Genomic DNA, 25,187 nt, shown 5'->3' with positions numbered 1-25,187 from the left:
AGATAGAATGCAACTTGATTTAAATGTATTACTTATTTTACCTGAACTTGCTTTGATAGTTTTTGCTTGTTTTATATTGGTTGCTAATTTATTTTATAAATTTGATTTAAGAGCTTTAAAAGGGCTTAGTATTGTGGCTTTAATAATTGCTATTATTTGCCAATTTAATTGCCCTTATGATGAGAGTTTTTTTGATTTATTTATATTTGATAATTTAGCAAAATATTCAAGTATATTAATCAATCTATCAGCTATTTATTTTCTACTTGCTAATAAAAGAGCTGATGAAGGTGAGTTTTTTGCATTATTTTTAATGATGATAGCTTGTTTAAATTTTATGGTAAGCACTAATAATTTAATAGTAGCTTTTATAACTCTTGAAGGCTCTTCTTTAGCACTTTATAGCTTAATAGCGTTTAAGAAAAAAGCAATTGAAGGTGCTATTAAATACTTTAATTACGGAATGCTAGGCTCAGCATTTTTTGCTATGGGTTCTGCAATGTATTATTTTGATAGTGCAAGTTTAGAACTAAACTCACTAGCTACAATCAGCACGGCTAGTATTTTAGCCTTTGTTATGATAGGAATTACAATATTATTTAAATTATCAGTAGCACCACTTCATATGTGGCTTAAAGATGTGTATTTAAAGGCTGATTCAAGTTTAGCTGGATTTATTTCAATAGTTCCAAAAATAGCTATGATGGTATTTGCATATAGATTTATGATTTCATTTGAAAATTTCTTCAATGTAAGTGAGATTATTTTAATTATTGCTTGTGCTTCTATGCTTTTTGCTAGTGTTATGTCATTAAAGCAAGATAATGCAAAATCAATGTTAGTATATAGCTCTGTTTCGCATTCATCTTTTGCTTATTCAACCCTTGCATTTTTTCATTTATCAAGTCAAATGTTTTTATATTATTTTTTAACATTTGCATTTGTAAATATCGCATTATTTATGTTTTTAGGTGCGTTTAAAGACACAAATTATGAGAATTTAAAAGGGGTGTTTAAGAAATATCCTTTATTAGGAATTTGTATTGTTGTATTATTGTTAAATCTTGCAGCATTGCCACCATTTGGCGTATTTTTTGCTAAGGTTGGTGTAATTAATATAGCTTTAAATGTTAATATTTATGCAGCAATTTGTATGGCACTTAGCTCAATTATTATGCTATTTGCTTATTTAAGATTTATAAAAGCAATTTTTGCAGATAAAGAAATAGGATTTTTATATTTTAATAACGCTCAAAAAATAGTTTTAATTTTAGCAGTTATTGCTTCTTTTTTTGCAAGCGTTGGATTAGATTATATTAAATAATGAAAAAAATATTATTTCTTTGCTTTTGCGTTTATTTATATTCTTTTGAACTATATATAAACTCTGGCAAGGAAATAAATAAAAATATATCAGTTTTACATATTAAAAACAATACTGATATAACTTGTGATAAATTACAAGATGAGAATTTAAAACCTTATTTTAAATGTAGTGTGAAAGGTAAATCAAGGTTATTATCAAATCAAGATTTAACCTTATTCAAATTAGAATTTAAAAATTCAAAAGATACTTTAGATATATATATTTACCCTAAAACAAATGTTAGTATTGTTGATAGTGAGCAAAAATTATATGATACTAATGTGGTTTTTGCATCTAGCAAAAAAGTTTCTAAAAATTTTACTTTTATATTTTTTCCATATACTCAAGGAGTGTTAAGTCCTAATGGACTTGATTTTGATGTGATTTTTCCTGATTTGCAAACTCCTTTTATAGAAGGACTTGATTTAGACCAAAATCCTGTAAATATTAGCGATAATAGTGATATTAATTCTTATTTGAGTATTAAAAAATATTACGATAATAAGCAATATAAAGAGCTATTAGATTTATGCAATATGTCTTTAGAAAAATATAAAAATAGTATTTTTATAAGCGAGTTTTACTTGTATAGAATTAGAGCTATGTTTAATTTACTAAATGAAAATACCACTTTAAGCGAAGAAATTATTTCAAGTGCAAAAGATTATGTAAGGGTTTTTCCAAGTGATGAGAATTACACTGAAATATTGCAAATGATGGTAAAAACTTATTTAAAATTAGAACAAAGAAGTGATGCTGAATATTTTATAGATATTTTAAATAACGAGCATCCAAATTCTTATTACACAAAATTAGCAAGTTTAAACTATGCTGATTTTTTACTATCTCACGGCAAAAGAGATGCTGCTACTATTATTTATAATAATATTTTATTTAGTTCAGACGATGCGATTTTGGCTAGTAAAGCTGCAATATCTTTAGCAAAAATCAATATTAGTCATAATAAAGCAAAGGAAGCTAAGGAATTTGTATTAAAAGTCTTTAATGCAAATGAGCAATATTTATTAGAAGATAAGGATAAGACCTTAGGTTTAGCTGATGATTTTTTCAAGGAAAAAATGTATGATATTAGCGCTCCTATTTATGAGTTTTTATTTAAAAATTCAAATAAATTAGACCCTTATTATGAAAGAGTGTTAAAAAATTTAGGGGTTTCTTTAGCTAAAAATAATGATTATAAAAAGGCTGATGAATATTTAAATGAATATAAAAAGCTATTTCCAAATGGCGAATATATGAATATCATTGATGAAACTATTGATAGTTTATATTTTGAAAAAGATGAACAAGATAGCTTTAAATTGCACGAATATTATAATTTTTTAATGGCTAAATATGATAATAACATATCAAAAAGAGCTCTTTATGAAGAAGTTAAATTATTATTTAAAGAGCAAGATTATGAAAAGATTTTAAAACTAGAAAAGAAAATAAAAGATAGTGAAAATGAAGAGCTAATTTCTTTATATGATAGTAGCTTGATTAATTTATTAAATATTGCATTAGATGATGATGATTGCGATGAAGTTTTAGGATACATAAAAAATAATAATTTTATAAGTGATGAAAAAGTCATTAATAAAATGAAATATTTAGAGTGCCTAGAGAGAAAAAAAGAAAATAAATTAGCTTTAGATTTTGCAATTAAGTTTGAAAATGAAGATTTAGTGTTTTATAAAATCAAACAAGCAAAACTTTTATATTTAAATAAGCAGTATAAAGATGTAGAAAATATAATCAAATCTATTTTAAATAAACGATTTAATATTAAAAAACCAGAATATTTTGAGGTATATTATTATTTATCATTATCATTAATTAAACAAAACAAATACAACGATGCTATTTTTTCATTAAAACAGCTTGAAAAATACGGCAATGGATTAAGATTAGTTGAGGTTTATGATGAATTTTTAAATTACTTTAAAAACAATAATCTTGATATTTCAGCTATTACTTATGGTAAAAAAGCAATTAATATACAAAATTATTTAGGTATTAATTTATATAGTCCTAAGATAGAGTTAATTACTTTAAATGCTTTAATTAATAAAAATAATATAAAAGAAGCTAAAGAAATATTTATAGATTTATATAAATTAAAATTAAGCGAAGAAGAATACAGCAATGCAAAATATTTAGAAGCTAGTATGCTAATTAAAAATAAAGAATTTGAAAAAGCAAAAGAAACTTTAAAAGAATGCAAAAGTGGTGATTGGAAAAATTTATGTGATGAAAAATTACAACTTTTGGAATAATTTAAGCTAAATCTAATTTTTAAAATATATAATATGCGTTTTACTTATTGGACAGATGGGTGAGTGGCTGAAACCACACCCCTGCTAAGGGTGCAGCTCTTAATCGGGGCTCGAGGGTTCAAATCCCTCTCTGTCCGCCACTTTATTTCAAAAACTTATTTTATGCGCTCGTAGCTCAGCTGGATAGAGCATTTGATTGCGGTTCAAAAGGTCAGGGATTCGAATTCCTTCGGGCGCACCATTCATACTCATTGTTAATATATAATTTTATAATTTGTTTTTAATACTTTAAAAGGAGTTATAATGAGAAAATTACTTTCTTCATTGGTAGTTGTTGGTGCGATTAGCACTTCTTTATTTGCAGGTGCAAATACTCAAACAGGTTGCGGACTTGGAACTATAATTATTAAAAACCCTGATTCAGCAATTATGTATGCTTTACAAGCTACTACAAACGGAACTTCAGGTAATCAAACTTTTGGTATTACTACAGGAACACTAAATTGCCAAGAAACAAGATTAGTTCATAATGAAAAAGCAATTAATTTCGTAAATGCAAATCTTGACGCTTTATCAAATGAAGCTGCTTTAGGAATGGGCGAACATTTAGATACTTTAGCTGAACTTTTAGAAGTAAAAGACGCTGATTTATTTAAAGCTAATTTAAGAGCAAATTACTTAGCTATTTACAATTCAAGCGATGTTGTAGGTGCTCAAGTTTTAGATAGAGCTTCTGCTTTATAATTGAAAAAGTTTTTATTTTTATTGTGCTTTTGTATTTTTGCAAAGGCACAAGATAATGAATTATTAAATCTTGATTTTTCTAAATTAAGTATTTCTAAAGATGAGTTTTTAGAAATTATTCAACAAGCTAATCAAAAACAAGTTTTTAACACAATAGAATGGAAAAATCTCCTTCACTTTACAAACAACAAAAGCGAGATAATTAATAAAGAATTTTTTTATTCAAATCAAAGGAATTTAAAATCAGAATTTGAGCTTAATTTATATATGTATTTTTTAAAAAAAGAAATATATTTAGGCAAAAAAGAAGAGTTAAATCAAAAAGATTCTGCTATAACTTTTAGCAACGATAATGATAATTTGCACTTTATTTGCAAGTTTCCTTTAAGGGCAAAATACATAGAAAAATCTCTAAAACTTACTAAAAATCAGGATTTAAATTGTTCTGATTTGAATAATTTCTTAGAATATATTAGCCCTAAATCAATTAGCATAGTTTTTCCAGCTGCTTATTTAAATTCCCCAGCTTCAATGTTTGGGCATACATTTTTGCTAATTAATTCTAATTACAATTCAAGGCTTTTATCTTACGCTATTAATTATGCTGCTGATGTTGATGAGCAAGATGAAAATGGCTTAATGTTTGCCTTTAAAGGTTTGTTTGGCGGATACATTGGCAAGTATTCTTTAAAGCCTTATTATGATATGTTAAAAACATACAAAGATAGCGAAAATAGAGACCTTTACGAGTATGATTTAAAATTAAATGAAGAAGAAGTAAATAGACTGATTTTACATTTATGGGAGATTAAGGATAGTAGTTCGGTTTATTTGTTTTTTGATAAAAATTGCTCTTATAATATTTTGTGGTTACTTGAGAATGCAAATCCTGATATTAAATTAAGAAATAAATTTATTTATAGCGTAATCCCAAGCAATACTATACAAAAAATCAACGATATTAATCTAATTAGCGATTATCACTATAGAGCATCAAAGTTAAATACCATTTTAAATCAAGCAAAAGATTTGAGTTTTGATGAGATAAATCTAGCAAAAAATATAGCTTTAGGTAAAATTGAGCCAAATTATGATTATTCTATTTTAGCTTTAGCGAACGAGCTTAGTCAGTATTATGCTAGTAAAAATGAGCTTAGCGTAGATGAATACAAAAAAATAACTCATAAAATATCTAGTAATTTATCTCAAAGCAAAATAGCAAAGCTTCCTTTAAAAACTCCAAAAGAAAGCATAATTAAGGCTAATTATCCTAGCAAAATATCATTTGCTTATGATACAAAAAAGAAAGCTTTATTATCAATTAGACCAGCCTTGCACGATATTTATGAAGATGATTTGGGTTTTGATAAAGGTATTGGAATAGAATTTTTAAGCACTACTATTAATTATGATAAAAAGCCTAAATTAGATGAGCTAATCTTGCTAAGACTTGCAAGTTTAAGTGATTTTAACTATATAAATCATAAGCCAAGTTTTTTGTTTAAATTAGCTTATGATGATGTATTAGATGATAAATTAGCAAATATGGAGCTTTTAGGCGGGATTAGTTTTGTTAATGAGTATTTTTTATTATCATTTTTAAGTGGTTTTAGAGCTTATAAAGATGGTTTGAGCTTTAATAATCAAATAATTACAAGCCTATCTTATAAAGCAAATAAGCTTAGTTTAAGTTATCATAAGAATTTTTATAAGCACGGCTTATTAGAAGATATTTTAAGTATCAAAACTCATTTTAAGATTTATAAAAACACTGCGATTTTTGCTGAATTTCAAAAATATTTTCACAAAAACGAAACATTTAAAATAGGTATAAATTATTATTTTTGATATTTTTTGGATTTGGAATTTAATTTGATTTGTTTTAAATTCTAAGTATTCGGGTTAGTAATTGTTTTTAAAAATTTATAAAAAGATATAAATAAATATAAAATATTTTTAGTTTTTTATATTAATAAAATTATTTAATTTTTATTATAATTACTTAAAATCTATATAAGGAAAATTTATGATAAATCAACCTATAGTTACTATTTTTGCTGGTGTAAATGGTGCAGGAAAAACCACTTTATATTTTTTAACACTAGAAAAAGGAATAAATTTAGGCTATCGTATAAATGTAGATGAAATAGCTCAAAGTATTGGAGACTATAGAGATAGACAAACTCAAGTTCGTGCTTCAAGAATAGCTATAACAATGCGTAAAGTTTATATAGATGATAAACTTAATTTCAATCAAGAAACTACACTTTGTGGAAAATCTATATTAAATCTATTTGATGAATTAAAAGAGAATAATTACAAAATAAATTTACGCTTTGTAGGGCTTGATAGCCCACAAACAGCAAAAGAGCGTGTAAAAATACGAGTTAGTAAAGGTGGACATGATATAGAACCGCATTTAATAGATAAAAGATATTACGAAAGTATGCAAAATCTTTTAAAAATTATGCCGTTGTGTGATGAGATTTTGGTTTATGATAACACTAAAAATTATGAATTAATTGCAAAAATAACAAATGGAAAAGTAGATATACAAAAAAATATTGAATGGTTCAATGATTTAATTTCAGAAAAAATAAAACTTCAAAATTATTAATTTATGAATATTAGTTATGATTTTAAAAACCACAAAGGACAAAGATGAAAAAACTCACATTATTTTTATTTAGTTTATTTTTATGGGGGGGGGTATTTATTAAATAACAAAGATATAAATTTTACTTATTTAACCAAATCAACCAACCACAAAACCCAAACAATCCAAGAACTAAAAAGCATTTCTATACCAATGAAACAAGGTGTATTATCAGCACATTCTTCAAGCACAATATCTCTTAATAATGATTATTTGCTTAGCGTATTTTTTGCAGGCTCTAAAGAAGGTGCAAAAGATGTAGCAATTTATGCGAGTATTTATCAAGGCGCAAATTATTTAGAGCCTTTTGCATTAATTACTAGAGAAAAGCTTATGAAAGATAGCAAAGAATATATTAAAAAAATCGGAAATCCAACCTTAGTCAAAACAGATAATAAAATCCATTTATTTGTTGTAGGAGTTAGTTTTGGCGGCTGGGCAAATAGCAAAATATATCATTATATTAGCAGTATTGATACTATTGATTTTAAATTCCAAAAAGTCCTTCATTTAAGCCCTTTTGCAAATATTAGTAATCTTGTAAGAGCCAATGCTATTTATGTTAATTTAGGTAAAGAATTTGGCTTTTTACTCCCAATTTATCACGAATTAGCCAATAAATATCCTTTAGCTTTAGTATTTAATAATTTAGGCGAACTTTTAAAAATCAAAAAACTCACTAATGCTAAAGATTTATTTCAGCCAAGTGTTGTTGCTATTAATGATAAACTAGCTTTATTTGCTTTTAGGTCTAGCAAAAGTGCTAATTATGATTTTTATACTATGACTTGTGATAATCTTTTAAACTGCAATGATTTAACAAAAACAAATCTAAAAAATTATGATAATTCTATTAATTTATTCAAAGTAAATAATGATATTTTCTTGCTTTTTAATAGCGATAAAGATGGTTCAAGAAATACTTTAAGCCTTGCTATTATGAAAGATTATAATGATTTTCATAGGATTTTAGATATTGATAAAGGTAAAGAAATGAGCTACGCAAGTTTATTTATTAGCGATAATAAAGCTCATATTACATACACACATAATCGTGATTTTATTCAATACAAACAATTTTTATTTAACAAAAAGGATTAAAAAATGCACTTTATTTATACTTTACTTTATTTATCAATTTTTGCAAGTATTTTTCAAAAACTTACAATTAAGAAGAAAATTTTTATATATTTAGCGATAATTTTTTTGACAAATATATCTATATTTAATGGTTTGAGTTTGAATGATTATACTTATAGTATATTTTCTAATCTTAGTATTTTTAGTGTTTTAATTTTGCTATTAATAATTTTTAATCAAGGCAAATTGCTTGATTTTAGGGCTTATGTTTATATTTTTGTTATCAATCTTTTGTTTTTTCTATCATTTTTAAATATTATTACTTTTGATATTTATTATGAAAATGGTTTTTTAAATTATTTAATAATTTTTGTAATTTTTATAATTTCGTATTTGCTAAATCAAATTCTATCAATTTTATTTTTGCTATCTTTAGCAATATCTTTTATCTTATGCATTGATAATATAAATGATTGTTTTTTTGATATTTTTATTTTGATATTTTCATTTTTTCAAGTAATTTTAAAAGCAATTAAAAAGAATTTAAATAAGTCTAGTTAACTAGACTTATTTGACCTTTACAGGATATAAGCTTGGGTATTCATAGATTTTCCACTCGCCATTTTCGTTGTGTAAAATCACATCTTTACTGAATTTATGTTGCTGGATTTTGTAGTTTGTATCTACTTGAACTATTGCTATTTCGCTACTTTTGTTCTTTTTAGTAAAGTTCATTTCTATAGTATCATCATTACCTTTATAATCATAATCTATAAAAATCATATCCTTACCTTTATCTTGAAACTTCTTAAAATAATCCACATTATTTTTACTAGCAAGTAATTTAGCAGCATCACTCATTTTCCCAGCTTCACATAAAAGCACAAAGTCTTTAACCACAGCTTCAGGCTCTTTAGCTTCATTGCCGCAAGCACTAAGAATTAGTGCTGCAACAATTAAACTTGATGCCGTAAAACTTAAAATCATATTAGCATCTTTATTTTTCATACTCTTATCCTATTAACATATCAGCAAAGGCATAAATTATTAAGAACAGAAAAATTAGTCCAGTAAATAACATTAAAAATCCAACAACTCTTGCAAAATAAAAATACTTAGCAAAAGAATTGCTTTCGTTTTTAAGTTCGTCTAATTTTCCACTAGCTTTAAGCCTTGCATACCATTCAGGTCTATCGTGCTTTAACTCTTCTTCAGTTAGTTCTCCACTAAAGATAACCATATCCATAGGGAACCTATCAGCTCTAAAGTGAGTATTGAAAAAATGCACCGCAAAAATAAATCCTGTAGCTAAAAGTGCTTCATCAGAATGCACAAGCGTTGCAAGATTTAGCATAAAGCCAGGTAAAATCTTCGTAAATTCAACCGGAAACCATAATACTAAACCACTAAAGCCAATGATAAACATACCCCAAAATACTGCTATATAATCAAATTTTTCCCAGTAAGTAAATCTATCAAACTTAGGTCTTTCGCCTTTTCCAATAAACCATTTAAAATGAGCTACAACATCTCTTAAATCTTGCATTCTAGGCATTAAACTATCAGGTCCAAATAATTTTGCTAAGAATAATTTAAAGCTTAGCTTTCCATTATTATCACGAATAGCATCACGCTTAGTCCAAGAATTATAAACTACTTCAGCAATGTGGCTTAAGAATACTGCAATCATAATAAACGCACTAAAATGGTGTATTTTAGTAGCCATTACAATTCCGCCCATTAAATCAATCATAGTTTGAGCCCAAGGAGCGGTATAGAATTTTTGCGGTAAGCCAGAAAAACTTAATCCTAAAAAGCTTGAAGCTACAAAGAAATGCTGAATTCTATGCAAGGTGCTAAAGCGTTTAATATTTACCTTGTCATTATGCATTTTTTCTTTTGCTGCACGCCACTCATCTTTATATTTAATACTCATATAAATTAGTTTCATACTCCACAAGAATGTGTGTAAGCCAAAGAATGCAAATACTGATATTACAAGCCCTGTCATAAACACATAAGCCCAATAAAGTAAAGGGAAATTCTCTTTATCAGTATGGTCAGCATGAGCTATAAAATCACTAAAATTATCATTAGCTCCTTCGTGGCATTTTTCACAAGTTTTTATTCTAGTTTCACCATATAAAGTTGATTTTTCATCTTTTGGTTTATGAATGTTATGAGCCCCGTGACAATCAAAACAAGCAGCTATTTTTTTGCTTTCACCATCTTTTGCTAAAACCATAGCCTTTCCGTGGAAAGTTTCGTGATAGTGTTTTTGCTCTTTTTCATGGCAACTTCCACATTTTACATCGCTTAGTTTTTTAACAGCTAAAGAGGTTAATTGTTGTTTATCATGCACATTATGGCAATCTGAGCATGATGGAGATTTTTCTCTTGGATTTGTGAATTTATCATGCACACTTCCGCTAAATTCAGCCTTAACTTCTTTATGACAACTAGTGCAGTTTGCATTTACATTGTCTTTGTCGTTTGCTAAATCATTGATAATTCCACTAGCACCATGACAATCTCTACAAGCAGGAAGGTTACCAAATCTTAAATTCTTATGTAATTCATCTTTAAAACTACTTACTTCATTTCCTTCGTGCCAACTATTAATATCATGGCTTTTTACAAGTGGTTTTATGCCGCCTTTTTCAATAGGTCTTGCACTAAGAATCCAGCTTTCAATTCCATCAAGCATTACACGAACATTTGTATATCCTAGTTTTTGTGCTTTTAATGCAGCATCGCTACTTGCATAGCACATTCTATTTAAGCAATAAAAAATAATCTTAGCGTCTTTATTGCTAGGTAATAAACTTACCCATTCAGGTGTATTAATAAAAATAGAGCCTTTTAAATAGCCGTATTTTATTCTTTCTTCTTTTGTATTTGCGTCAAATATATATACATCTTTTTTACCTAATTCTTTTTCTACATCAGCCATAGATATAGGAATTACTCCTTCAACTACTGCAAAATCGCCTTCCGATGCAAAAATGTTAAAGCTTAAAAAGATGGCAAAAATAAGTCTTAGCAACATATTTTATCCTTTCACTAAGGTTAGGATTTTTCCTAACCTTTTATTATTTCTTACCATCTAATAAATCTTGAGCTTGTGCTACATAAACTAATGCTTCATTTATTAGTTTTAGAGCATATTTTGGACCATGAACGCCCCAACTTCCATCTTTTTCAATTTTTTCATAAATTGCTCTTGCTTCTTTTGTAAGTAGGATAATTTCTGATTTAGTTTTTGTGCTTAGATTATCCATTTTTGCTTGTTCTCTATCAATTTTGCGAATTGCAAGTTCTAGTTTTTTAAAGCCTTCTTTAACAGGTAATTGCCATTCCATAACTTTATCATAGATTTGCTCTTGGTCTGTGAAGTGTAATTCTTTTGGTAAAGTTGATTGCACAGCACTATGGCATCCACTTGCCCCAGGTCCTACTAGATTTACATCACTCCAGCTAGTTCTTCCGCAACTCCACATTAAATCCACAAAGAATTTGCCATCTTTTCTAGCAATTGTCCAACCTTTAGTTGTTTGTGGGTCTCTTGGTTTTCCTTCTGGTGGGTTTAGAGTTTTTGCGTCTTTATCTACATAAATTTTCCATATATGACTTGCACGAACATTGTCAAATCCACCTTTATCAGGGTTTTGAACGCTTGCAAAGTTTTCACAACTCATCATATTTGGCATATGACAGCCTGTGCAATTATCTTTAGCGTGTGCTCCGCCGTATTTAAACATTTCAGCTTGAGTTTCGTGACAATCACTACAAGTTTTTTTAAGTCCTACTTTTGTATAAGGGTCTTTCCAATCATTTGCAGTAACTTCGTGTGGGTCGTGGCAAGTTGAACATCTCATACCTTTATCATAATGCATAGTATTATACATTTGTGAGCCTTCAGTTCCACAAGATGGACACGCTGATTTAAAGTAGCTATTAAATGGCTTTCTTGGGTCAATCTTCGCATCTTCGCTATCATAAGCAAATCTTTGATGACATCTTTCGCAATTACTTGGCATACCAGCACCCCTTGCTCCATAAAGGTGAGCTCCAGCTCCGTGACATTCTTCACAGCTAATTCCTTTAGAAATTGCGTGTTTTCTAAGCTCGTCTTTATTTCCAATTGCTGCTAAGAATTCTTCTTTAGATTTAAAGTCAAATTTAAAGCTATGGCATACTTCACAATATGCAGATGCAGGTTGAAACATCATTTTTTCTTTATAAGTAGAACCATAAGAGTTTATTCCCCAAACGCTTGAAGTTTGTTTGCCAAAATCTTCTAATTTTGTAGGAAAGCCAGGTGAGAATTCAGCGATTTTTTTCGCAACTTCAGGTGTAAGTGATTCAACCCAAAGGCGTGAGAATTGATTACCTCCAGCAACCATTTTACCTGTTCCATCAGCTAATTTTCCATCTTCAATGTGATAAGTTCCACGAACTAACCATTTATCAATAAAACCATATTTTGTTCTAGGAGTTCCTACGATTACAAATACATCATCAGCTTCAACACCTTTTGGTAAAATTGTAGCTTCGCTGCTTCCATACATAGGCTTTTTAGGGTCTCCTCCAGCTTCTTCTAATTCATCAGGAAAACGAATAACTTTTGAGTGGCGTGAGCGATTCCAAGCTTCATATTGAGCAGGGTGACATTCACCACATTTTTTAGGTCCTACGAATTTATTTGGATAATCTAAAATACTTTCCATACCTAGACGATATGTAATTGATGCAGAACGACCTGTGTCTTTTTCATAATTTCCATGCCCACCGAATTCTACGAATTCTTCTTGGCGATTAGAAATAGAATATTTTCCAACTAAATTTCCTTCCTTTTCGTATTTAAACATAGGATGGCGGTCTTTTAAGAACTCTATAAAATCAGTTTCTTGATTTACATAATCGTGAAGAGTTCTAGGCTCGATACCATCAGCTTGAGGTGTTATATTATTAGCATATAACATAATACAGGCACTACCTAGTGCTAACAAGCGTTTCATAGCTTTCTCCTTAAAATTAAAATTACAACAATGAAGTGTAATCCAATTTCATTTAAAGCTTTCTTAAAAAAATATAAAAAATAAAATATAATTTAAATAATTCAAAAAGGAGAAAAAATGTATTAAATAATTTTAATTAATTTTCTTATTTTTTAAGGCTTTTATTATAAAATATAGCTTTAAGTTTAGATAATAAATTTTATCAATTAAGAATGATTTTAAAAGAAAGTAGTTTTAATAATAATGTTTTTAAATAAATTTTTAAATTTAAAGATTTCTTTAGTTTATATGCTAATTTTTGCTATTTTTTGTGGGGTTGCTACATTTATTGAGAGTGCAAAAGGCACAAGTTATGCTATGAGTTTAGTTTATAATGCTTGGTATTTTCACTTGATTATGGTTTTATTGTTTTTAAGTGTGATTTATGCGATTTTTAAATACAAACTTTATAAAAATATTTCATTATTTTTAATTCACATTTCTTTTATTTTTATATTTATTGGTGCTGTTTTAACTCATTTTTTTGGTTTTGAAGGCATTATTCATTTAAGGGTTGATAATAAAGCAAATGAGATAAAAAGCACAAAAACTGAATTAGTCTTAAAACACAATGATAAAATCAGTAAAACTAGTAATTTAAATGAGATTATAAAACTTGATAATGCAAGTTTAAGGTTTGTTGATTTTAGCAATGAAGCAGGGATTACTAAGGTAAAAAGTGATGATTTAAACGACCCTAGTTATTTAAAATTAAGATTTAATTTTGATAGTGGATATAGTGATGTTGAGATTAATTATAATGAATGCGTTAGTGTTGCTAATATTGATTTTTGCTTTAACAAAACAAGCACTAATTATGTTAATTTTTATATAAAAGATAATGAGTTTTATATAAATACTAATCAAGAAATGAAATTCTTAAATCAAATTTTAAGCAGTGATTTTAAATTAAAAGATGGTATATATTTGCTAGATGAGTTTTCTTTTTCGGCTTTAAATTATTTAGTTCATTCAAAAGACGCACTTAGTATGAGTGGGGGTAATTTACAAGCGATTAGAGTGGAATTTAAATCAGGAATTTCAAAAGAAAAACTAATCCTTGCATTAAACGATAATATTAAGATAAACGATTATGATATTTCTTGGAAGCAAGAGAGCTTAAAGCTTGATTTTGATATTTATCTAAAACGATTTAATTTAATAACTTATGCAGGTAGCAAGAGTGCAAAAGATTATGAAAGTGAGTTATTAATCTTAGATAATAATCAAAAAATAGATGTAAAAATAGCTATGAATAAAGTGCTTGATTATAAAGGTATTAGGTATTTTCAGCATTCTTACGATGAAGATTTAAAAGGCACGATTTTAAGTGCTAATAAAGATTTAGGCAAAACTCCTACTTATATTGGCTATGCTTTATTGTTTATTGGGTGTTTTTTAAATTTATTTAGTCTAAAAACTAGAAAATATTTTAAGGCTTTAAGTGTTGTTTTTATAATAATTCTTAGTCCAAATTTAAAAGCAAATGATTTTAACTCTCATATAAATGAATTAAATTCTTTAATTATTCAAGATTTAAATGATAGATTTTTGCCATTTTATACTTTTTCACTAGAGCTATGCAATAAAATTGGTTGTCCTAATAAAAACGCTGCAAGTGAAGAGATATTTAGATTAATTACCGATGTTACTTATGTAAATGAAGCTAGATTAATTAGGGTCAAAAATCCTAAATTAAGAGAATTTTTAAATTGTGAAAAACAAGCAAAATTTAGTGATTTTTACGATGGTTCAAGTTATAAATTAAAAGATGAAATTAAAAAAACCTATGCTAAAGGAGAAGCGAATTTTAATGATTATGATAAGGATTTGATTAGAGTTGATGAGAGTGTGAATATTTTATATTTAATTTTTACAGCAGAATTATTTAAGATAATTCCTGATGAAAACCACTTGCAAAGCCCATTTGCAAATAATATAAGCTTGGATAATCAAAAGCTAATTAATGAATATTTAAGCTCTTTAGTAATTGCTAAAAAAACTAATGATTATAGCAAGGCTAATGAGATTTTATCTAAGATTAAAAACTTGCAAAATCAGTTTGATTTTTTACCTAGCCAAGCACAGATTAAAACTCAAATATTTTTAAGCAAATATGATGCTTTTTATAGTTTGTGTTTTGCTTATTTAGTGCTTTTTATACTTTCTTTATTTGTGATAAATAAAAATACTAAAATTATTTTTTATCTTGCTTTAATACTATTTTTAATCCATTTAATTCTCATTGGATTAAGGGGTTTTGTAGCAGGATTTACTCCGCTTACTAATACTTATGAGAGTTTAATTTATATTGCTTTAAGCTCCGTTTTTGCTGGACTTGTTTTTAGAAAAAATCTATTACTTAGCTTGTGTTTATTGTTTAGCGTTGCTACATTATTTACAGCACATCTTAATGATATTAATCCACAAATTACAAATCTAATGCCTGTTTTAAATTCTCCTTATCTTAGTATTCATGTAAGTTTAATTGCTGCTTCTTATGGATTTTTTGGCTTAAGTGCTTTAATTAGCTTTTCTTATTTATTATGCGTAATATTTAAAAAACCTTACGATAAGGCAAATATTCAAATATATTTAGCAAATCATTTAGGCTTATTATTATTAATTTGTGGGAATTTTTTGGGCGGAATTTGGGCTAATGAGTCTTGGGGAAGATACTGGGGCTGGGATAGCAAAGAGACTTGGTCTTTAATAAGCATATTAATATATGCAATTTTAGTGCATTTAAAATTAAAATCAAAATTATTATACGCACTGCTTAGTATGTGGGGATTTGGCGTTATTTTGATGACTTATTTTGGAGTGAATTATTATTTAGTAGGTAAGCATTCTTACGCAGGAGAAAAGAGCAATTTTGAAAGCCCATTATGGCTAATAATTAGCGTAATTATCCTAATAATCTTTAGTTTGGTTGCTATTAGAAGGAATTTAAAATGAGAGTTGTGTTAATATTTTTAGCTTTATTTTTCATAGCTTGTGATGATGAAAAAATTGATGAAAATTATTTAAACACTCCACTTAAATGCTCTATTAATAAAGATATATGCGAAAAAGATTTCAAAGGTAGAAAAATTAGTTTTGAAATTATTAATCGTCCGATAAGATTTATGGAAGAAACTAAATTAATAATTAAAGGCTTACCTAAATACGATAATCTAAATCTTAAATTATATGGGCTTAATATGGATATGGGTGTTATAAATGCCGAGCTTATTAGACTTGATAACGGAGATTATGAAAGTGAGTTTGTGGTAAGCACTTGTTTATTAAGCACTATGAGATATAGATTAGAATTATTTAATAATGATAAAAAAATAAAATTATTTATAGATTTTGATATGAAAAGGTAAAAATGAGAATATTATTAACCAATGATGATGGATATGATGCACCAGGTCTTCTAGCACTTAGAAAAAGACTTAAAAAGATTAAAGATTTAGAGGTTTTTGTAGTTGCTCCTTGGAGCAATAAGAGTGCTTGTGCGCATTCGCTTACACTAAATCATCCACTAAGTTTTGTAAAAATTAAGAAAAATTATTATGCCTTAAAAGATGGCACACCAAGTGATTGTGTAAATCTTGCATTTTGCACTATTTTTAAGGATAAATTACCTGATTTGGTAGTAAGTGGGATTAATAATGGAGCAAACTTAGCTGAAGATATAACCTATTCAGGCACGGCGGCTGCTTGTATGGAGAGTGTGCTTTGTGGAGTGAATGCGATTGCTTTTTCTCAACTTTATGAAAAAGATATAGATTTTAAGCGTTCAAGTAAACTTGCTGTTAAATTAATCTTAAAATTACTTAAGCTTAATCCACTTAAAAAAAGAAGATTTTTAAATGTAAATTATCCAAGTTGCGATAGTGATTATAAAGGTTATAAAGTTTGTAAAATGGGTAAAATGAGATATGAATTCTCAAGTAAAATATGTAAAAACCCTAGAGGATTAGAGTATTATTGGCTAGATAGCTTGTATGATTTAAGCAAGGTAAAAGCAAAAGATGATGATATTGATTATGTAAGACAAGGTTATGCAAGTATTACTCCAATTAAGCTAAATCTAACGGCTAAAAAAGAATTAAAAAAAGTAAAGAAATGGTTAGAAAATGAGTGAGAGATTTGCAAGAGCTAGATTATTATTTCAAGATAATTATGATAAATTGAGTTCAAAAAAAGTGCTAATTTGTGGGCTTGGCGGAGTTGGTGGTATGTGCTTTAGCTCACTTGCTAGAGTTGGTATTAATGTAAGTGGGATTGATAAGGATTATTTTGAAGCTAGTAATCAAAATAGACAATTACATTCTGAAAATATTGGACTTAGTAAAGCTAGTGTTTTTGCTGAATTTTATAAGGCAAATTGCTATGAGTTATTAATCACTAAAGAAAGCTTTTTAGAGTTTTTAAAAGATAAAGAATTTGATTTAGTGATTGATTGTATTGATGATGTTAAAGCTAAATGCGATATAGCTGAAATTGCTTATGAAAAAGGCATTAGTTTTATTAGCAGTGGTGGAGCTGCAAAAAGAATTGACCCTTTAAAATTAAAGGTTGCAAATTGGGATAAGACCAAAATGTGTGCTTTAGCAAAAGCCGTTAGACTTGAACTTAAAAAACGCAGATTTAAGGGTAAATTTAAAATGGCTTATAGCGAAGAAGAGCCAATGTGTGTTGGGCTTGGGTCTTTTATGGGAATGACTGCTTCTATGGGACTTTTATTATCATCTTTAGCGATTAAGCAATTATTGAAGAATTAAAGCCTAAAAAATTAGGCTTTTTTTAATATTTATAAGAGTTTTTTAAAGCTTGTTTTTGTCTTTTATATTCGTCTTTTATACGATTTTTTTCAGCTTTTAATTCTGCTTTTCTTCTTTTGTATTCGTCTTTACTCATACTATTTTTCATATCATTTAATTCATCAAGCTTGTCTTCAATCCTATCAATCTTACGCTCAGCTTCATCTTCTAATCTTTCAATAGTGTCTTTAATCTCATTTTTTCTAGTGTAATAATCATTATTATAAACACTACCGCCATCACAATGTGCTCTTACATTTGCTAAAGCGTTTTCTAAACCTCTAACTCTATTAAAATTGCCATATTGTTTTGCATAGCTTAATTCACGCTCTAATTTGTTGATTTTATAAGAGCAATCTGCCATTGCAATACTTGAAATTATGCTTAGTAAAATTAATTTTTTCATATCTTCTCCTTATAATACTTTAAATCCGATTAATTCAATTTTATTGCTTAAAAATCTTTCTTCATCTTGCATATTTAGCATTAAATCAGTGCTTAGATATTTTTTATTATCATCAGCAAACACGCTAACGCTTACGCAATCTCCAAAAAGCTCTTTAGCTTTAATACAACCTAAGAAATTAGCTCCACTAGAAATTCCAACTCCAAGTCCGATTTTAGCTAGTTTTTGTGCCATTATAACGCTATCTATATCATTTACTATGATGATATCATCTAATTCATTTAGCTTTACAATATCAGGCACAAAACCATCTCCTATGCCTTGAATTCTATGTTCTGAATTTTCTCCAGGATTACTCATGCTAGCGCAACCTTCAGGCTCTAATGGGCATATTTTTACTCCAAGTGGTCTTAATACCTTGCCAATTCCCATTATAGTCCCACCTGTTCCAACTCCTGCTACAAAGCAATCTGGTTTTAGGTTGTGTTTTTTTAGAGTGTTTAGAATTTCATTTGCAGTTTTTTCATGGGCTTTTACATTGCTTTCGTTTTCAAATTGATGAGGTAAAAATACATTGCCATTTTTTGCACTCTCATCAGCAAGTCTTACGCTACCACTAAATCCACCTTCGCAAGCACTAACTTCTCTTAATTTTGCTCCGTAACTTCTAATTATTTTCTTACGCTCTTCACTCATCCAGCAAGGCATAAAAATCTCAACACTAGCACCTATAAAAGCACCTAAAGCAGAAAAAGCTATACCTGTATTTCCACTAGTTGCTTCGGCTATACTCATACCAGCTTTAAATTCATTATTATTAACAGCATTTTGCATAATTTCTAATGCCATTCTATCTTTAATAGAGCCACTTGGATTAAAATATTCTAGTTTAAAATAGCTTTTTGATTTTTTATTTTTATATAAATATTCAACTTCAACTAAAGGCGTGTTGCCAACTAATTTTGCATATTCTTTTAGTTTATTTTGCATATACTTTCCTTAATTAAAAAAACGCTTATTTTAGTAAATTAAAGTTAAAAATGAATTTAAAAATAATTTCAATAAAGATTATGAAAAATAATATCACTTTATTAATCAAAAATAATTATAATTTGTAAAATTATTATCAATAAAGGTTGGAAAATGTTTTCGTTTATTAAAAAACTTGCAAAATCAATTTTTGCACTTTTTAAAAAACCTAGAAAAGCTACAAAAACTCAAGTAATTGTAAGCAAGGCAAGTGAATTAGTGAATAAATTTATGCCTAAAAAAGAAGTAGAAGTTAAAGAAGTAAAACCTGATATTTTAAAAGAAATATCATTGTTTATTTTAAAAGAATTTGGATTTGGAAAATATATTAATTTTGCTTTAAGCTTTGCTAAGTTTTTAAAATAAATCATTACAATGCCCTTAAAGGATAGTAATGGTAGGGCAGGATAAAGTAAGAGAAATTTTTGATGAGTTTATAAAAGCAAAAGAAATTCCGCATAGTGTTTTCTATGGTCCAAGCGGGGTAGGTAAGACCACTTTTGCAAGATTTATAGCAAAAGAATTAAAAACTAATTTTTATGAGTTTGATGGTGCTAGCTTTAGCGTTGAAGAACTTAGAAAAGTTATTAAAAAAGATAGCCTTTTTAAGCCTGTTGTATTTATTGATGAAATTCATCGCTTAAATAAAGGCGTTCAAGATGTGTTATTAAAACCTTTAGAAGAAAATAATTTTTATTTTTTAGCTGCAAGCACTCATAATCCTTTGTATTCACTAAATAAGGCTTTATGCTCTAGGTTATTGTTTTTTGAGTTTATGCCATTAAGTTATGATGAATTAAAAGAGATTTTAGAACAAGCTCAACCTAATTTAAGCACAGAAATAAAAGATTATTTAATCAAATCAAGCTCAAACGATGCAAGAGCAATGCTAAATCTTTTAAGATACGCAAATGTTTTTAAAAATATCAGCCTAGAAAAGTTAAAAGCACTAAGACCAAATTATATTAGTAATAAAGAAGATGAGTTTTTACTAACTTCAGCCCTTATTAAAAGCTTAAGAGCAAGTGAAGTAAATGCAGCAATCTTATATCTTGCTAGAATGATAAATGCAGGTATTGATATTTTATACATTGCTAGAAGGCTTTGTATATTTGCTAGTGAAGATGTAGGTAATGCAAATCCAAATGCTTTAGTAATAGCTAATTCGTGTTTGCAAATATGTAAGGACATTGGCTTACCTGAAGCAAGAATTACGCTTTCTCAATGCGTAGTTTTTCTAGCTAATTCTAAAAAATCAAATTCATCTTATAAAGCAATCAATAAAGCCTTAGAATTTGTAAATAGCAATGAAGCCTTACAAATACCGACATATTTAGACAATAATCATCCTGATAAAGAAAAATACTATATTTATCCACACGATGAGCCAAACAAAACTCAAGAAATGGCTATTAATTGCCCTAAATTTTACGAAGATTACGGCATAGGATATGAAAAAAATTTCGCACTATGGAGAAAGGAAGGACTTTATAAATGTTAATAATTTCAACCGCAGGTCATATTGACCACGGCAAAACTTCATTAATTAAAGCTTTAAATGACTTTGATGGAGATAATACACCTGAAGAGCAAAAGCGTGGGATTACTATTGATTTGAGCTTTTCACACTTAGAGCATATCTCATTTGTTGATGTGCCAGGTCATGAAAGCTTGGTTAAGACAATGATAGGTGGTATTCAAAGTGAATACGCAATGCTTGTTGTAGATATTAACGAAGGGCTAAAAGCACAGACCTTAGAGCATATTTTTATCTTAAAAATTATGGGTGTAAAGAATATAATTTTAGTTTTAAATAAAATTGATTTATGCCAAGATATTGATGCTAAAAAGCAAGAGATTTTAAAGCAACTTGATTTTACGCCTATTAGAGTATTTTTAGTAAGTGCTAAAAATAAATTAGGCATAGATGAGCTTAAAAAATATTTATTGAGTTTAAAAGTTCCAAATTATGAAGATTTTGCTTTAAAAATCAATGTTGATAGAGTATTTAATGTAAAAGGCATTGGTCTTGTAGCAACGGGTATTTTAAAAAGTGGCAAATTAGAATGCAAAACTTATTTAAGCGATGAATTAGAAAATATTCAAATAAAATCAATTGAAGTTCAGCATAAAAATGTAGAAAGCGTAGTAGCACCTGCTAGGGTTGCTTTTGTCTTTAAAGGGAATTTAAAAGTAGGAAATATCATTTATTCTAAGGGTTATTTAAGAAGTGCAAATGAGATTTATACTACTTTAGAAGGTGAATTAAAGCATGATGAAAATGTATTGTTTTGTGCTGCTAATAAGCAAATTGAAGCGAAATTTTTACAATACGATAGATTTGCAAAATTTGTATTAAAAAAACCAATTGCTCTAAGTTTTAATGAGCCTTTTATAATCTTAAAAAATGCTCGTGCTGTTGCTGGTGGAGTGGTGTTAAATCCACTTACAGAGCCACTTAAAAAATCAAAAATGATTGAATTATTAAATGCTTTAGAGCAAAAAGATTTTAAAAGTGCTTTTGCTTTATTAAATCAAAATCATAGTTCAGGTTTTGGGCTTTTTTGTGCGCCGCAAAGATTTAATCTAAGCACGCAAAAAGCCTTAGAATACGCTCAAGAAGTAGGCGAGATAGTAGATTTAAATGGTGCTTGTGTATATGCAAAAAAAGCCCTAGAAGATACAAAAAACAATATAAAAGAGCTTTTTACTAAAAACCCTTATTCATTACAAAGTGCAAAAAGCTTAGAAAAATCATTAGGAATTGATGAGTTTTTGTGTGATTTGGCTTTAAAAGATTTAGATTTTTTAGAATTTAATAATGGTCTTTTTTATAAAAAAGGCGAAAAATTAGAAAAATTATTAGAAAATAATGAAGAAAAAATATATGATGAATTAAATTGCCTAACCCCAAAAGCTCCTTATAATATCTATGATGAGCTTAATTTAGATAGAAAAAGTGGCGATGATATTATGAAGAAATTATGTTCTCAAAATAAGGTAAAAAGACTAGCTCATAATTATTTTATTAGCACACAAGCACTTGAAGAATTTGTAAAAAACATAAGCCCTATTTTAAAAATAGGTGTAGGAGTGCAAGAACTTAAAAATGAATATGACTTAAGTAGAAAATATGCCATTGCTTTACTTGAGTATTTAGACACTTTAAAGGGTGTAAAAAATATTGACAATAAACGCTATTTAATGCAAAATTAAACTTTTATTTTTTTAAGGAGATTAGTATGAAAAAAATAATATTAGCAATGTCGGTTGTAAGCGCTTTAAGTGCTAGTAAAATTAGTGATAAAGTTATAGAATTTGTAAAAACAATTACACCAGAAAATATTCAAGTAGAATTAGTAAAAGTTGATAAAGTTCCTGATTCAAAATTTGAAATGGTAGAGTTTAATTTATTAAAAGATGGAGTTGTAGTTGGCTCTGATGTTTTCTTTAGTGATGGAGTTTATGGAACACCAACTATGCTTAATATGAAAGAAAGTATAGATTTAAAAGCTAGTTTTATGGCTAAAAAAGAAAAAGAAAAACAAGAGAAATTAAGCTTATTATTAACAGATTTTGTTAAAGAAAATCCTGATATGATTATTAATCTAGGAAAGCAAAATAGCAATACTGCAATGGTAGTATTTAGCGACCCTGATTGTCCTTATTGTAGAGAACATTTAAAAAATATAGAAGAAGATTTGAAAAAAACTAATATTAAATTTGTTTTAACTCCACTTCCAATGCACGAGAATGCTTTAGATAAATCGCTTAATATTTTTGATGAAATCAAAACAGCTAAAACTGATGAAGAAAAAATCGCAATATTAAGAAAATATTATCAAGATGGTGTTGAATACAAAAAAATTGACCAAGATAGAAAAAATGAATATGCTAAAAAGGTTGATGAAAAAGTATTTAATATGGGTGTAAATTATACTCCAGCAATTTTTAGTAATATAAAAGTTAAATAATTTTTAGAATTTGAAACGAGAGTTTCAAATTCTTTTTTTAGTTCTTCTTAAATTTTGTGAAAATATTTGAAGCTAATTTTTTTACATCAAATTCATTATAAGCTTTTTCTAAAGTATTTAATTCTTTTTTGATTTTTTCGTTTAGCTCGCTATTTTGAAATTTGATTAATTTTATATTTAGTAGTTGCTTGTTTTCTCTTACTAATCTTGCAAATTTAGCAAAATTATTATCAAGTTTATTATTTAAAATATTTTCAAGTGCCTTACCTGAAGCATCGTTATTTAGATTTGTCTTAATCATAGCTATAAAATCACGCTCAAGACTTAGAAGAGATAGTTTCATATTATCAAGTTCATTATCACTTAAGCTAACTTCTAAATCCTTTTTAAGCCTTTCTAAGATAGCAAATATACCTTCTAAAAGTCCATTTAATACTCCAGTCAAAAGCTCTTCGGCATAGCTTTGCCATTCATTTGCTAGTTCAAGTGCTGCTTTTAAGATAAGTTCAGCTGCATTAATTATTTTATCCTTATTAAACTTAGCATATTCAAGTGCGTTAATTAGCATAAAATTACTTATTAAAAAGCATCTTTCTTCTATCATCGCATTTGTTTCAAGAACATTTATAAAAGCATTTTGAGAAGTTTCGTAAAGAATTTGTAATGAGTTTGCTTCATTTAACATAAGTTCTTCAAGGTATTCTTTTTGAATATCATTTTGAACTACCTTACTTAGCTCATTAAAACTTGATTTTGTAATATTATAAAGCTCTAATTCTTTTGACTTTATCTCTTTTCTAATCATCTCAAGCTCATTTGTAAGAGTATAAATCTCTTGCTCTTTTATAGACATTTTTGCTCTTAAAAGGGCTTTTAAAACTATATTTTTATTCTCATTTGTAAGTGCTTCTAAATTCTCTAGCTCTTCACAATACTTGGTATATAATCTAGCTATTAATCCATCATCGTTTGAATTAATAAATTCTTTTTTTGCTTTTTCTTGTATTTCATTAAATAATATATTTTTCATAGTTTTTCCTTATAAAACAAATTTAGAATGTTTTTTAAGAGTAGAAAATAATTCTAATCTATAAGCTTCATTTGGCACTTCTAGGCTTAGGTTATAGCTTTTGTAATTACTTGTAGATTTTGAACTTTCAATTTTTGCATTTTTAATATCTAGCTTTTTTACTAATTCATTTATATCATCATCTTTATCAAGTATTACTTTATAGCTCCAGTTGCAAGGATATTCTATCTTTAAATCAGCTTTAATTTCTTCTAAATTGACCACTTTTGCCTCCGTCTTTTTCTAATAATTTTATATCATCAATAACCATTGTTTTATCAATTGCTTTAACCATATCATAAATCGTTAATAAGCCTACACTAACAGCATTTAATGCTTCCATTTCTACACCTGTTTTTCCTTCGGTGATTACCACTGCATTTAGTCTAAAAGCAAATTCATTCTCAATTGGCTCAATATCTACTTCAACTTTACTAATTGGTAGTGGATGGCACATTGGAATTAAATTTGATGTTTGCTTAGCTCCCATAACAGCTGCAACAATAGCTGTATTTATTACCGCTCCTTTTTTAGCATTTCCGTTTAAAACTGCTTTAAAAGCCTCTTCGTTCATTGTGATTTTGCCACTTGCTAAAGCTCTTCTTTTAGTAATTTGTTTATCACTAACATCAACCATAGTAGGATTATTTTGCTCGTTTATGTGTGTAAGTTGCATTTTTTTCCTTTATTTTTGCTTAGATTTTAACAAA

General features: G+C 27.8%; 23 protein-coding genes and 2 tRNA genes. 17 read left to right on the top strand and 8 right to left on the bottom strand.

Going from position 1 to position 25,187, the window contains the following annotated elements; translation table 11 throughout:
- The first annotated feature begins 7 nt into the window (after window positions 1-7).
- The 9 genes from KJQ99_RS00190 (at window position 8) to KJQ99_RS00150 (ending at window position 8,686) form a co-directional block, all read left to right on the top strand.
- Window positions 8-1,324: an NADH-quinone oxidoreductase subunit N gene (locus KJQ99_RS00190; RefSeq protein WP_214149675.1), complete on the top strand. Its 1,317-nt coding sequence runs from the start codon at window positions 8-10 to the stop codon at window positions 1,322-1,324.
- Window positions 1,324-3,645, top strand: coding sequence for a tetratricopeptide repeat protein (locus tag KJQ99_RS00185; RefSeq protein WP_214149674.1), 2,322 nt, complete (start codon window positions 1,324-1,326; stop codon window positions 3,643-3,645). Before KJQ99_RS00190 ends, KJQ99_RS00185 begins: the two co-directional genes overlap by 1 nt.
- A gap of 49 nt (window positions 3,646-3,694) precedes the next feature.
- Window positions 3,695-3,785, top strand: a tRNA-Ser gene (locus tag KJQ99_RS00180).
- 24 nt (window positions 3,786-3,809) lie between these two features.
- A tRNA-Arg gene (locus KJQ99_RS00175) sits at window positions 3,810-3,886 on the top strand.
- Between the two features lie 62 nt (window positions 3,887-3,948).
- On the top strand, window positions 3,949-4,389 hold the full coding sequence (locus KJQ99_RS00170; RefSeq protein ID WP_214117471.1) for a DUF3015 family protein: 441 nt from the start codon (window positions 3,949-3,951) through the stop codon (window positions 4,387-4,389).
- Entirely contained in the window at window positions 4,390-6,237 is a 1,848-nt protein-coding gene (locus KJQ99_RS00165; protein ID WP_214149673.1) for an Lnb N-terminal periplasmic domain-containing protein, read from the top strand. It abuts the gene before it with no gap.
- Window positions 6,238-6,415: 178 nt separating this feature from the next.
- A complete protein-coding gene (locus KJQ99_RS00160; RefSeq protein ID WP_214117469.1) occupies window positions 6,416-7,006 on the top strand; it encodes an ATPase in 591 nt (196 codons plus the stop codon).
- Between the two features lie 192 nt (window positions 7,007-7,198).
- Window positions 7,199-8,146, top strand: a complete 948-nt coding sequence (locus KJQ99_RS00155) for an exo-alpha-sialidase (RefSeq protein ID WP_214149672.1) — start codon at window positions 7,199-7,201, stop codon at window positions 8,144-8,146.
- A 3-nt stretch (window positions 8,147-8,149) separates the two neighbouring features.
- Entirely contained in the window at window positions 8,150-8,686 is a 537-nt protein-coding gene (locus KJQ99_RS00150) for a hypothetical protein (protein WP_214149671.1), read from the top strand.
- A gap of 6 nt (window positions 8,687-8,692) precedes the next feature.
- Here KJQ99_RS00150 and KJQ99_RS00145 read toward each other — a convergent pair whose 3' ends face one another.
- From KJQ99_RS00145 to KJQ99_RS00135, 3 genes are read right to left on the bottom strand one after another with little or no spacing between them, the layout of a single operon-like run.
- Window positions 8,693-9,133, bottom strand: coding sequence for a DUF4878 domain-containing protein (locus tag KJQ99_RS00145; RefSeq protein WP_214149670.1), 441 nt, complete (start codon window positions 9,131-9,133; stop codon window positions 8,693-8,695).
- 4 nt (window positions 9,134-9,137) lie between these two features.
- Window positions 9,138-11,174, bottom strand: a complete 2,037-nt coding sequence (locus KJQ99_RS00140) for a rhodanese-like domain-containing protein (protein WP_214149669.1) — start codon at window positions 11,172-11,174, stop codon at window positions 9,138-9,140.
- A 43-nt stretch (window positions 11,175-11,217) separates the two neighbouring features.
- On the bottom strand, window positions 11,218-13,146 hold the full coding sequence (locus tag KJQ99_RS00135; protein WP_214117464.1) for a cytochrome c3 family protein: 1,929 nt from the start codon (window positions 13,144-13,146) through the stop codon (window positions 11,218-11,220).
- A gap of 243 nt (window positions 13,147-13,389) precedes the next feature.
- Here KJQ99_RS00135 and KJQ99_RS00130 point away from each other — a divergent pair, with 243 nt between their 5' ends.
- The 4 genes from KJQ99_RS00130 to KJQ99_RS00115 are packed head-to-tail and all read left to right on the top strand — an operon-like array spanning window position 13,390 to window position 17,960.
- Window positions 13,390-16,143, top strand: a complete 2,754-nt coding sequence (locus tag KJQ99_RS00130; RefSeq protein WP_214149668.1) for a cytochrome c biogenesis protein — start codon at window positions 13,390-13,392, stop codon at window positions 16,141-16,143.
- Window positions 16,140-16,556, top strand: a complete 417-nt coding sequence (locus KJQ99_RS00125; RefSeq protein WP_214117462.1) for a hypothetical protein — start codon at window positions 16,140-16,142, stop codon at window positions 16,554-16,556. Before KJQ99_RS00130 ends, KJQ99_RS00125 begins: the two co-directional genes overlap by 4 nt.
- 2 nt (window positions 16,557-16,558) lie before the next feature.
- Window positions 16,559-17,320 carry a 5'/3'-nucleotidase SurE gene (gene surE, locus KJQ99_RS00120; protein ID WP_214149667.1) on the top strand — a complete coding sequence of 254 codons (762 nt, stop codon included), beginning with the start codon at window positions 16,559-16,561 and terminating at the stop codon, window positions 17,318-17,320.
- On the top strand, window positions 17,313-17,960 hold the full coding sequence (locus KJQ99_RS00115; protein WP_214149666.1) for a tRNA threonylcarbamoyladenosine dehydratase: 648 nt from the start codon (window positions 17,313-17,315) through the stop codon (window positions 17,958-17,960). The genes surE and KJQ99_RS00115 overlap by 8 nt, the downstream gene beginning before the upstream one ends.
- A 22-nt stretch (window positions 17,961-17,982) precedes the next feature.
- On the opposite strand, the gene KJQ99_RS00110 is transcribed toward KJQ99_RS00115, so the two are convergent.
- Together KJQ99_RS00110 and KJQ99_RS00105 are read right to left on the bottom strand one after the other, a co-directional pair.
- Window positions 17,983-18,405 carry a DUF1090 family protein gene (locus tag KJQ99_RS00110; RefSeq protein ID WP_214149665.1) on the bottom strand — a complete coding sequence of 141 codons (423 nt, stop codon included), beginning with the start codon at window positions 18,403-18,405 and terminating at the stop codon, window positions 17,983-17,985.
- A gap of 9 nt (window positions 18,406-18,414) precedes the next feature.
- A complete protein-coding gene (locus KJQ99_RS00105; protein ID WP_214149664.1) occupies window positions 18,415-19,395 on the bottom strand; it encodes a PLP-dependent cysteine synthase family protein in 981 nt (326 codons plus the stop codon).
- Window positions 19,396-19,548: 153 nt separating this feature from the next.
- Here KJQ99_RS00105 and KJQ99_RS00100 point away from each other — a divergent pair, with 153 nt between their 5' ends.
- Genes KJQ99_RS00100 through KJQ99_RS00085 form a run of 4 tightly spaced genes read left to right on the top strand, consistent with a single transcriptional unit; the run spans window position 19,549 to window position 23,408 of the window.
- On the top strand, window positions 19,549-19,800 hold the full coding sequence (locus KJQ99_RS00100; RefSeq protein WP_214117457.1) for a hypothetical protein: 252 nt from the start codon (window positions 19,549-19,551) through the stop codon (window positions 19,798-19,800).
- Window positions 19,801-19,828: 28 nt separating this feature from the next.
- Entirely contained in the window at window positions 19,829-20,935 is a 1,107-nt protein-coding gene (locus KJQ99_RS00095) for an AAA family ATPase (RefSeq protein ID WP_214149663.1), read from the top strand.
- Window positions 20,929-22,650 (top strand): selenocysteine-specific translation elongation factor, encoded by a 1,722-nt coding sequence (gene selB / locus KJQ99_RS00090; RefSeq protein ID WP_214149662.1) that lies wholly within the window; start codon window positions 20,929-20,931, stop codon window positions 22,648-22,650. The genes KJQ99_RS00095 and selB overlap by 7 nt, the downstream gene beginning before the upstream one ends.
- Window positions 22,651-22,676: 26 nt before the next feature.
- Window positions 22,677-23,408: a thioredoxin fold domain-containing protein gene (locus tag KJQ99_RS00085; protein WP_214117454.1), complete on the top strand. Its 732-nt coding sequence runs from the start codon at window positions 22,677-22,679 to the stop codon at window positions 23,406-23,408.
- Window positions 23,409-23,445: 37 nt separating this feature from the next.
- Here KJQ99_RS00085 and KJQ99_RS00080 read toward each other — a convergent pair whose 3' ends face one another.
- From KJQ99_RS00080 to moaC, 3 genes are read right to left on the bottom strand one after another with little or no spacing between them, the layout of a single operon-like run.
- Window positions 23,446-24,438 carry a hypothetical protein gene (locus KJQ99_RS00080; RefSeq protein WP_214119763.1) on the bottom strand — a complete coding sequence of 331 codons (993 nt, stop codon included), beginning with the start codon at window positions 24,436-24,438 and terminating at the stop codon, window positions 23,446-23,448.
- A 9-nt stretch (window positions 24,439-24,447) separates the two neighbouring features.
- On the bottom strand, window positions 24,448-24,702 hold the full coding sequence (locus KJQ99_RS10530) for an HP0495 family protein (protein WP_214117452.1): 255 nt from the start codon (window positions 24,700-24,702) through the stop codon (window positions 24,448-24,450).
- The gene (gene moaC, locus KJQ99_RS00070; RefSeq protein ID WP_214117451.1) at window positions 24,680-25,153 is read right to left on the bottom strand and encodes a cyclic pyranopterin monophosphate synthase MoaC; all 474 of its coding nucleotides are present in this window, start codon (window positions 25,151-25,153) and stop codon (window positions 24,680-24,682) included. The genes KJQ99_RS10530 and moaC overlap by 23 nt, the downstream gene beginning before the upstream one ends.
- Window positions 25,154-25,187: the final 34 nt, after the last annotated feature.

This window comes from Campylobacter sp. 2018MI13 (genome assembly GCF_018501135.1).
GTDB lineage: Bacteria > Campylobacterota > Campylobacteria > Campylobacterales > Campylobacteraceae > Campylobacter_E.
This window is presented reverse-complemented; position numbering and strand designations above follow the sequence as displayed.

Bases quoted from the DNA above. Each gene is read 5' to 3' on its own strand.
- KJQ99_RS00190 (WP_214149675.1), top strand. From the start codon at position 8: ATGCAACTTGATTTAAATGTATTACTTATTTTACCTGAACTTGCTTTG.
- KJQ99_RS00185 (WP_214149674.1), top strand. From the start codon at position 1,324: ATGAAAAAAATATTATTTCTTTGCTTTTGCGTTTATTTATATTCTTTT.
- KJQ99_RS00170 (WP_214117471.1), top strand. From the start codon at position 3,949: ATGAGAAAATTACTTTCTTCATTGGTAGTTGTTGGTGCGATTAGCACT.
- KJQ99_RS00160 (WP_214117469.1), top strand. From the start codon at position 6,416: ATGATAAATCAACCTATAGTTACTATTTTTGCTGGTGTAAATGGTGCA.
- KJQ99_RS00155 (WP_214149672.1), top strand. From the start codon at position 7,199: ATGAAACAAGGTGTATTATCAGCACATTCTTCAAGCACAATATCTCTT.
- KJQ99_RS00150 (WP_214149671.1), top strand. From the start codon at position 8,150: ATGCACTTTATTTATACTTTACTTTATTTATCAATTTTTGCAAGTATT.
- KJQ99_RS00145 (WP_214149670.1), bottom strand. From the start codon at position 9,133: ATGAAAAATAAAGATGCTAATATGATTTTAAGTTTTACGGCATCAAGT.
- KJQ99_RS00140 (WP_214149669.1), bottom strand. From the start codon at position 11,174: ATGTTGCTAAGACTTATTTTTGCCATCTTTTTAAGCTTTAACATTTTT.
- KJQ99_RS00135 (WP_214117464.1), bottom strand. From the start codon at position 13,146: ATGAAACGCTTGTTAGCACTAGGTAGTGCCTGTATTATGTTATATGCT.
- KJQ99_RS00130 (WP_214149668.1), top strand. From the start codon at position 13,390: ATGTTTTTAAATAAATTTTTAAATTTAAAGATTTCTTTAGTTTATATG.
- KJQ99_RS00125 (WP_214117462.1), top strand. From the start codon at position 16,140: ATGAGAGTTGTGTTAATATTTTTAGCTTTATTTTTCATAGCTTGTGAT.
- surE (WP_214149667.1), top strand. From the start codon at position 16,559: ATGAGAATATTATTAACCAATGATGATGGATATGATGCACCAGGTCTT.
- KJQ99_RS00115 (WP_214149666.1), top strand. From the start codon at position 17,313: ATGAGTGAGAGATTTGCAAGAGCTAGATTATTATTTCAAGATAATTAT.
- KJQ99_RS00110 (WP_214149665.1), bottom strand. From the start codon at position 18,405: ATGAAAAAATTAATTTTACTAAGCATAATTTCAAGTATTGCAATGGCA.
- KJQ99_RS00105 (WP_214149664.1), bottom strand. From the start codon at position 19,395: ATGCAAAATAAACTAAAAGAATATGCAAAATTAGTTGGCAACACGCCT.
- KJQ99_RS00100 (WP_214117457.1), top strand. From the start codon at position 19,549: ATGTTTTCGTTTATTAAAAAACTTGCAAAATCAATTTTTGCACTTTTT.
- KJQ99_RS00095 (WP_214149663.1), top strand. From the start codon at position 19,829: ATGGTAGGGCAGGATAAAGTAAGAGAAATTTTTGATGAGTTTATAAAA.
- selB (WP_214149662.1), top strand. From the start codon at position 20,929: ATGTTAATAATTTCAACCGCAGGTCATATTGACCACGGCAAAACTTCA.
- KJQ99_RS00085 (WP_214117454.1), top strand. From the start codon at position 22,677: ATGAAAAAAATAATATTAGCAATGTCGGTTGTAAGCGCTTTAAGTGCT.
- KJQ99_RS00080 (WP_214119763.1), bottom strand. From the start codon at position 24,438: ATGAAAAATATATTATTTAATGAAATACAAGAAAAAGCAAAAAAAGAA.
- moaC (WP_214117451.1), bottom strand. From the start codon at position 25,153: ATGCAACTTACACACATAAACGAGCAAAATAATCCTACTATGGTTGAT.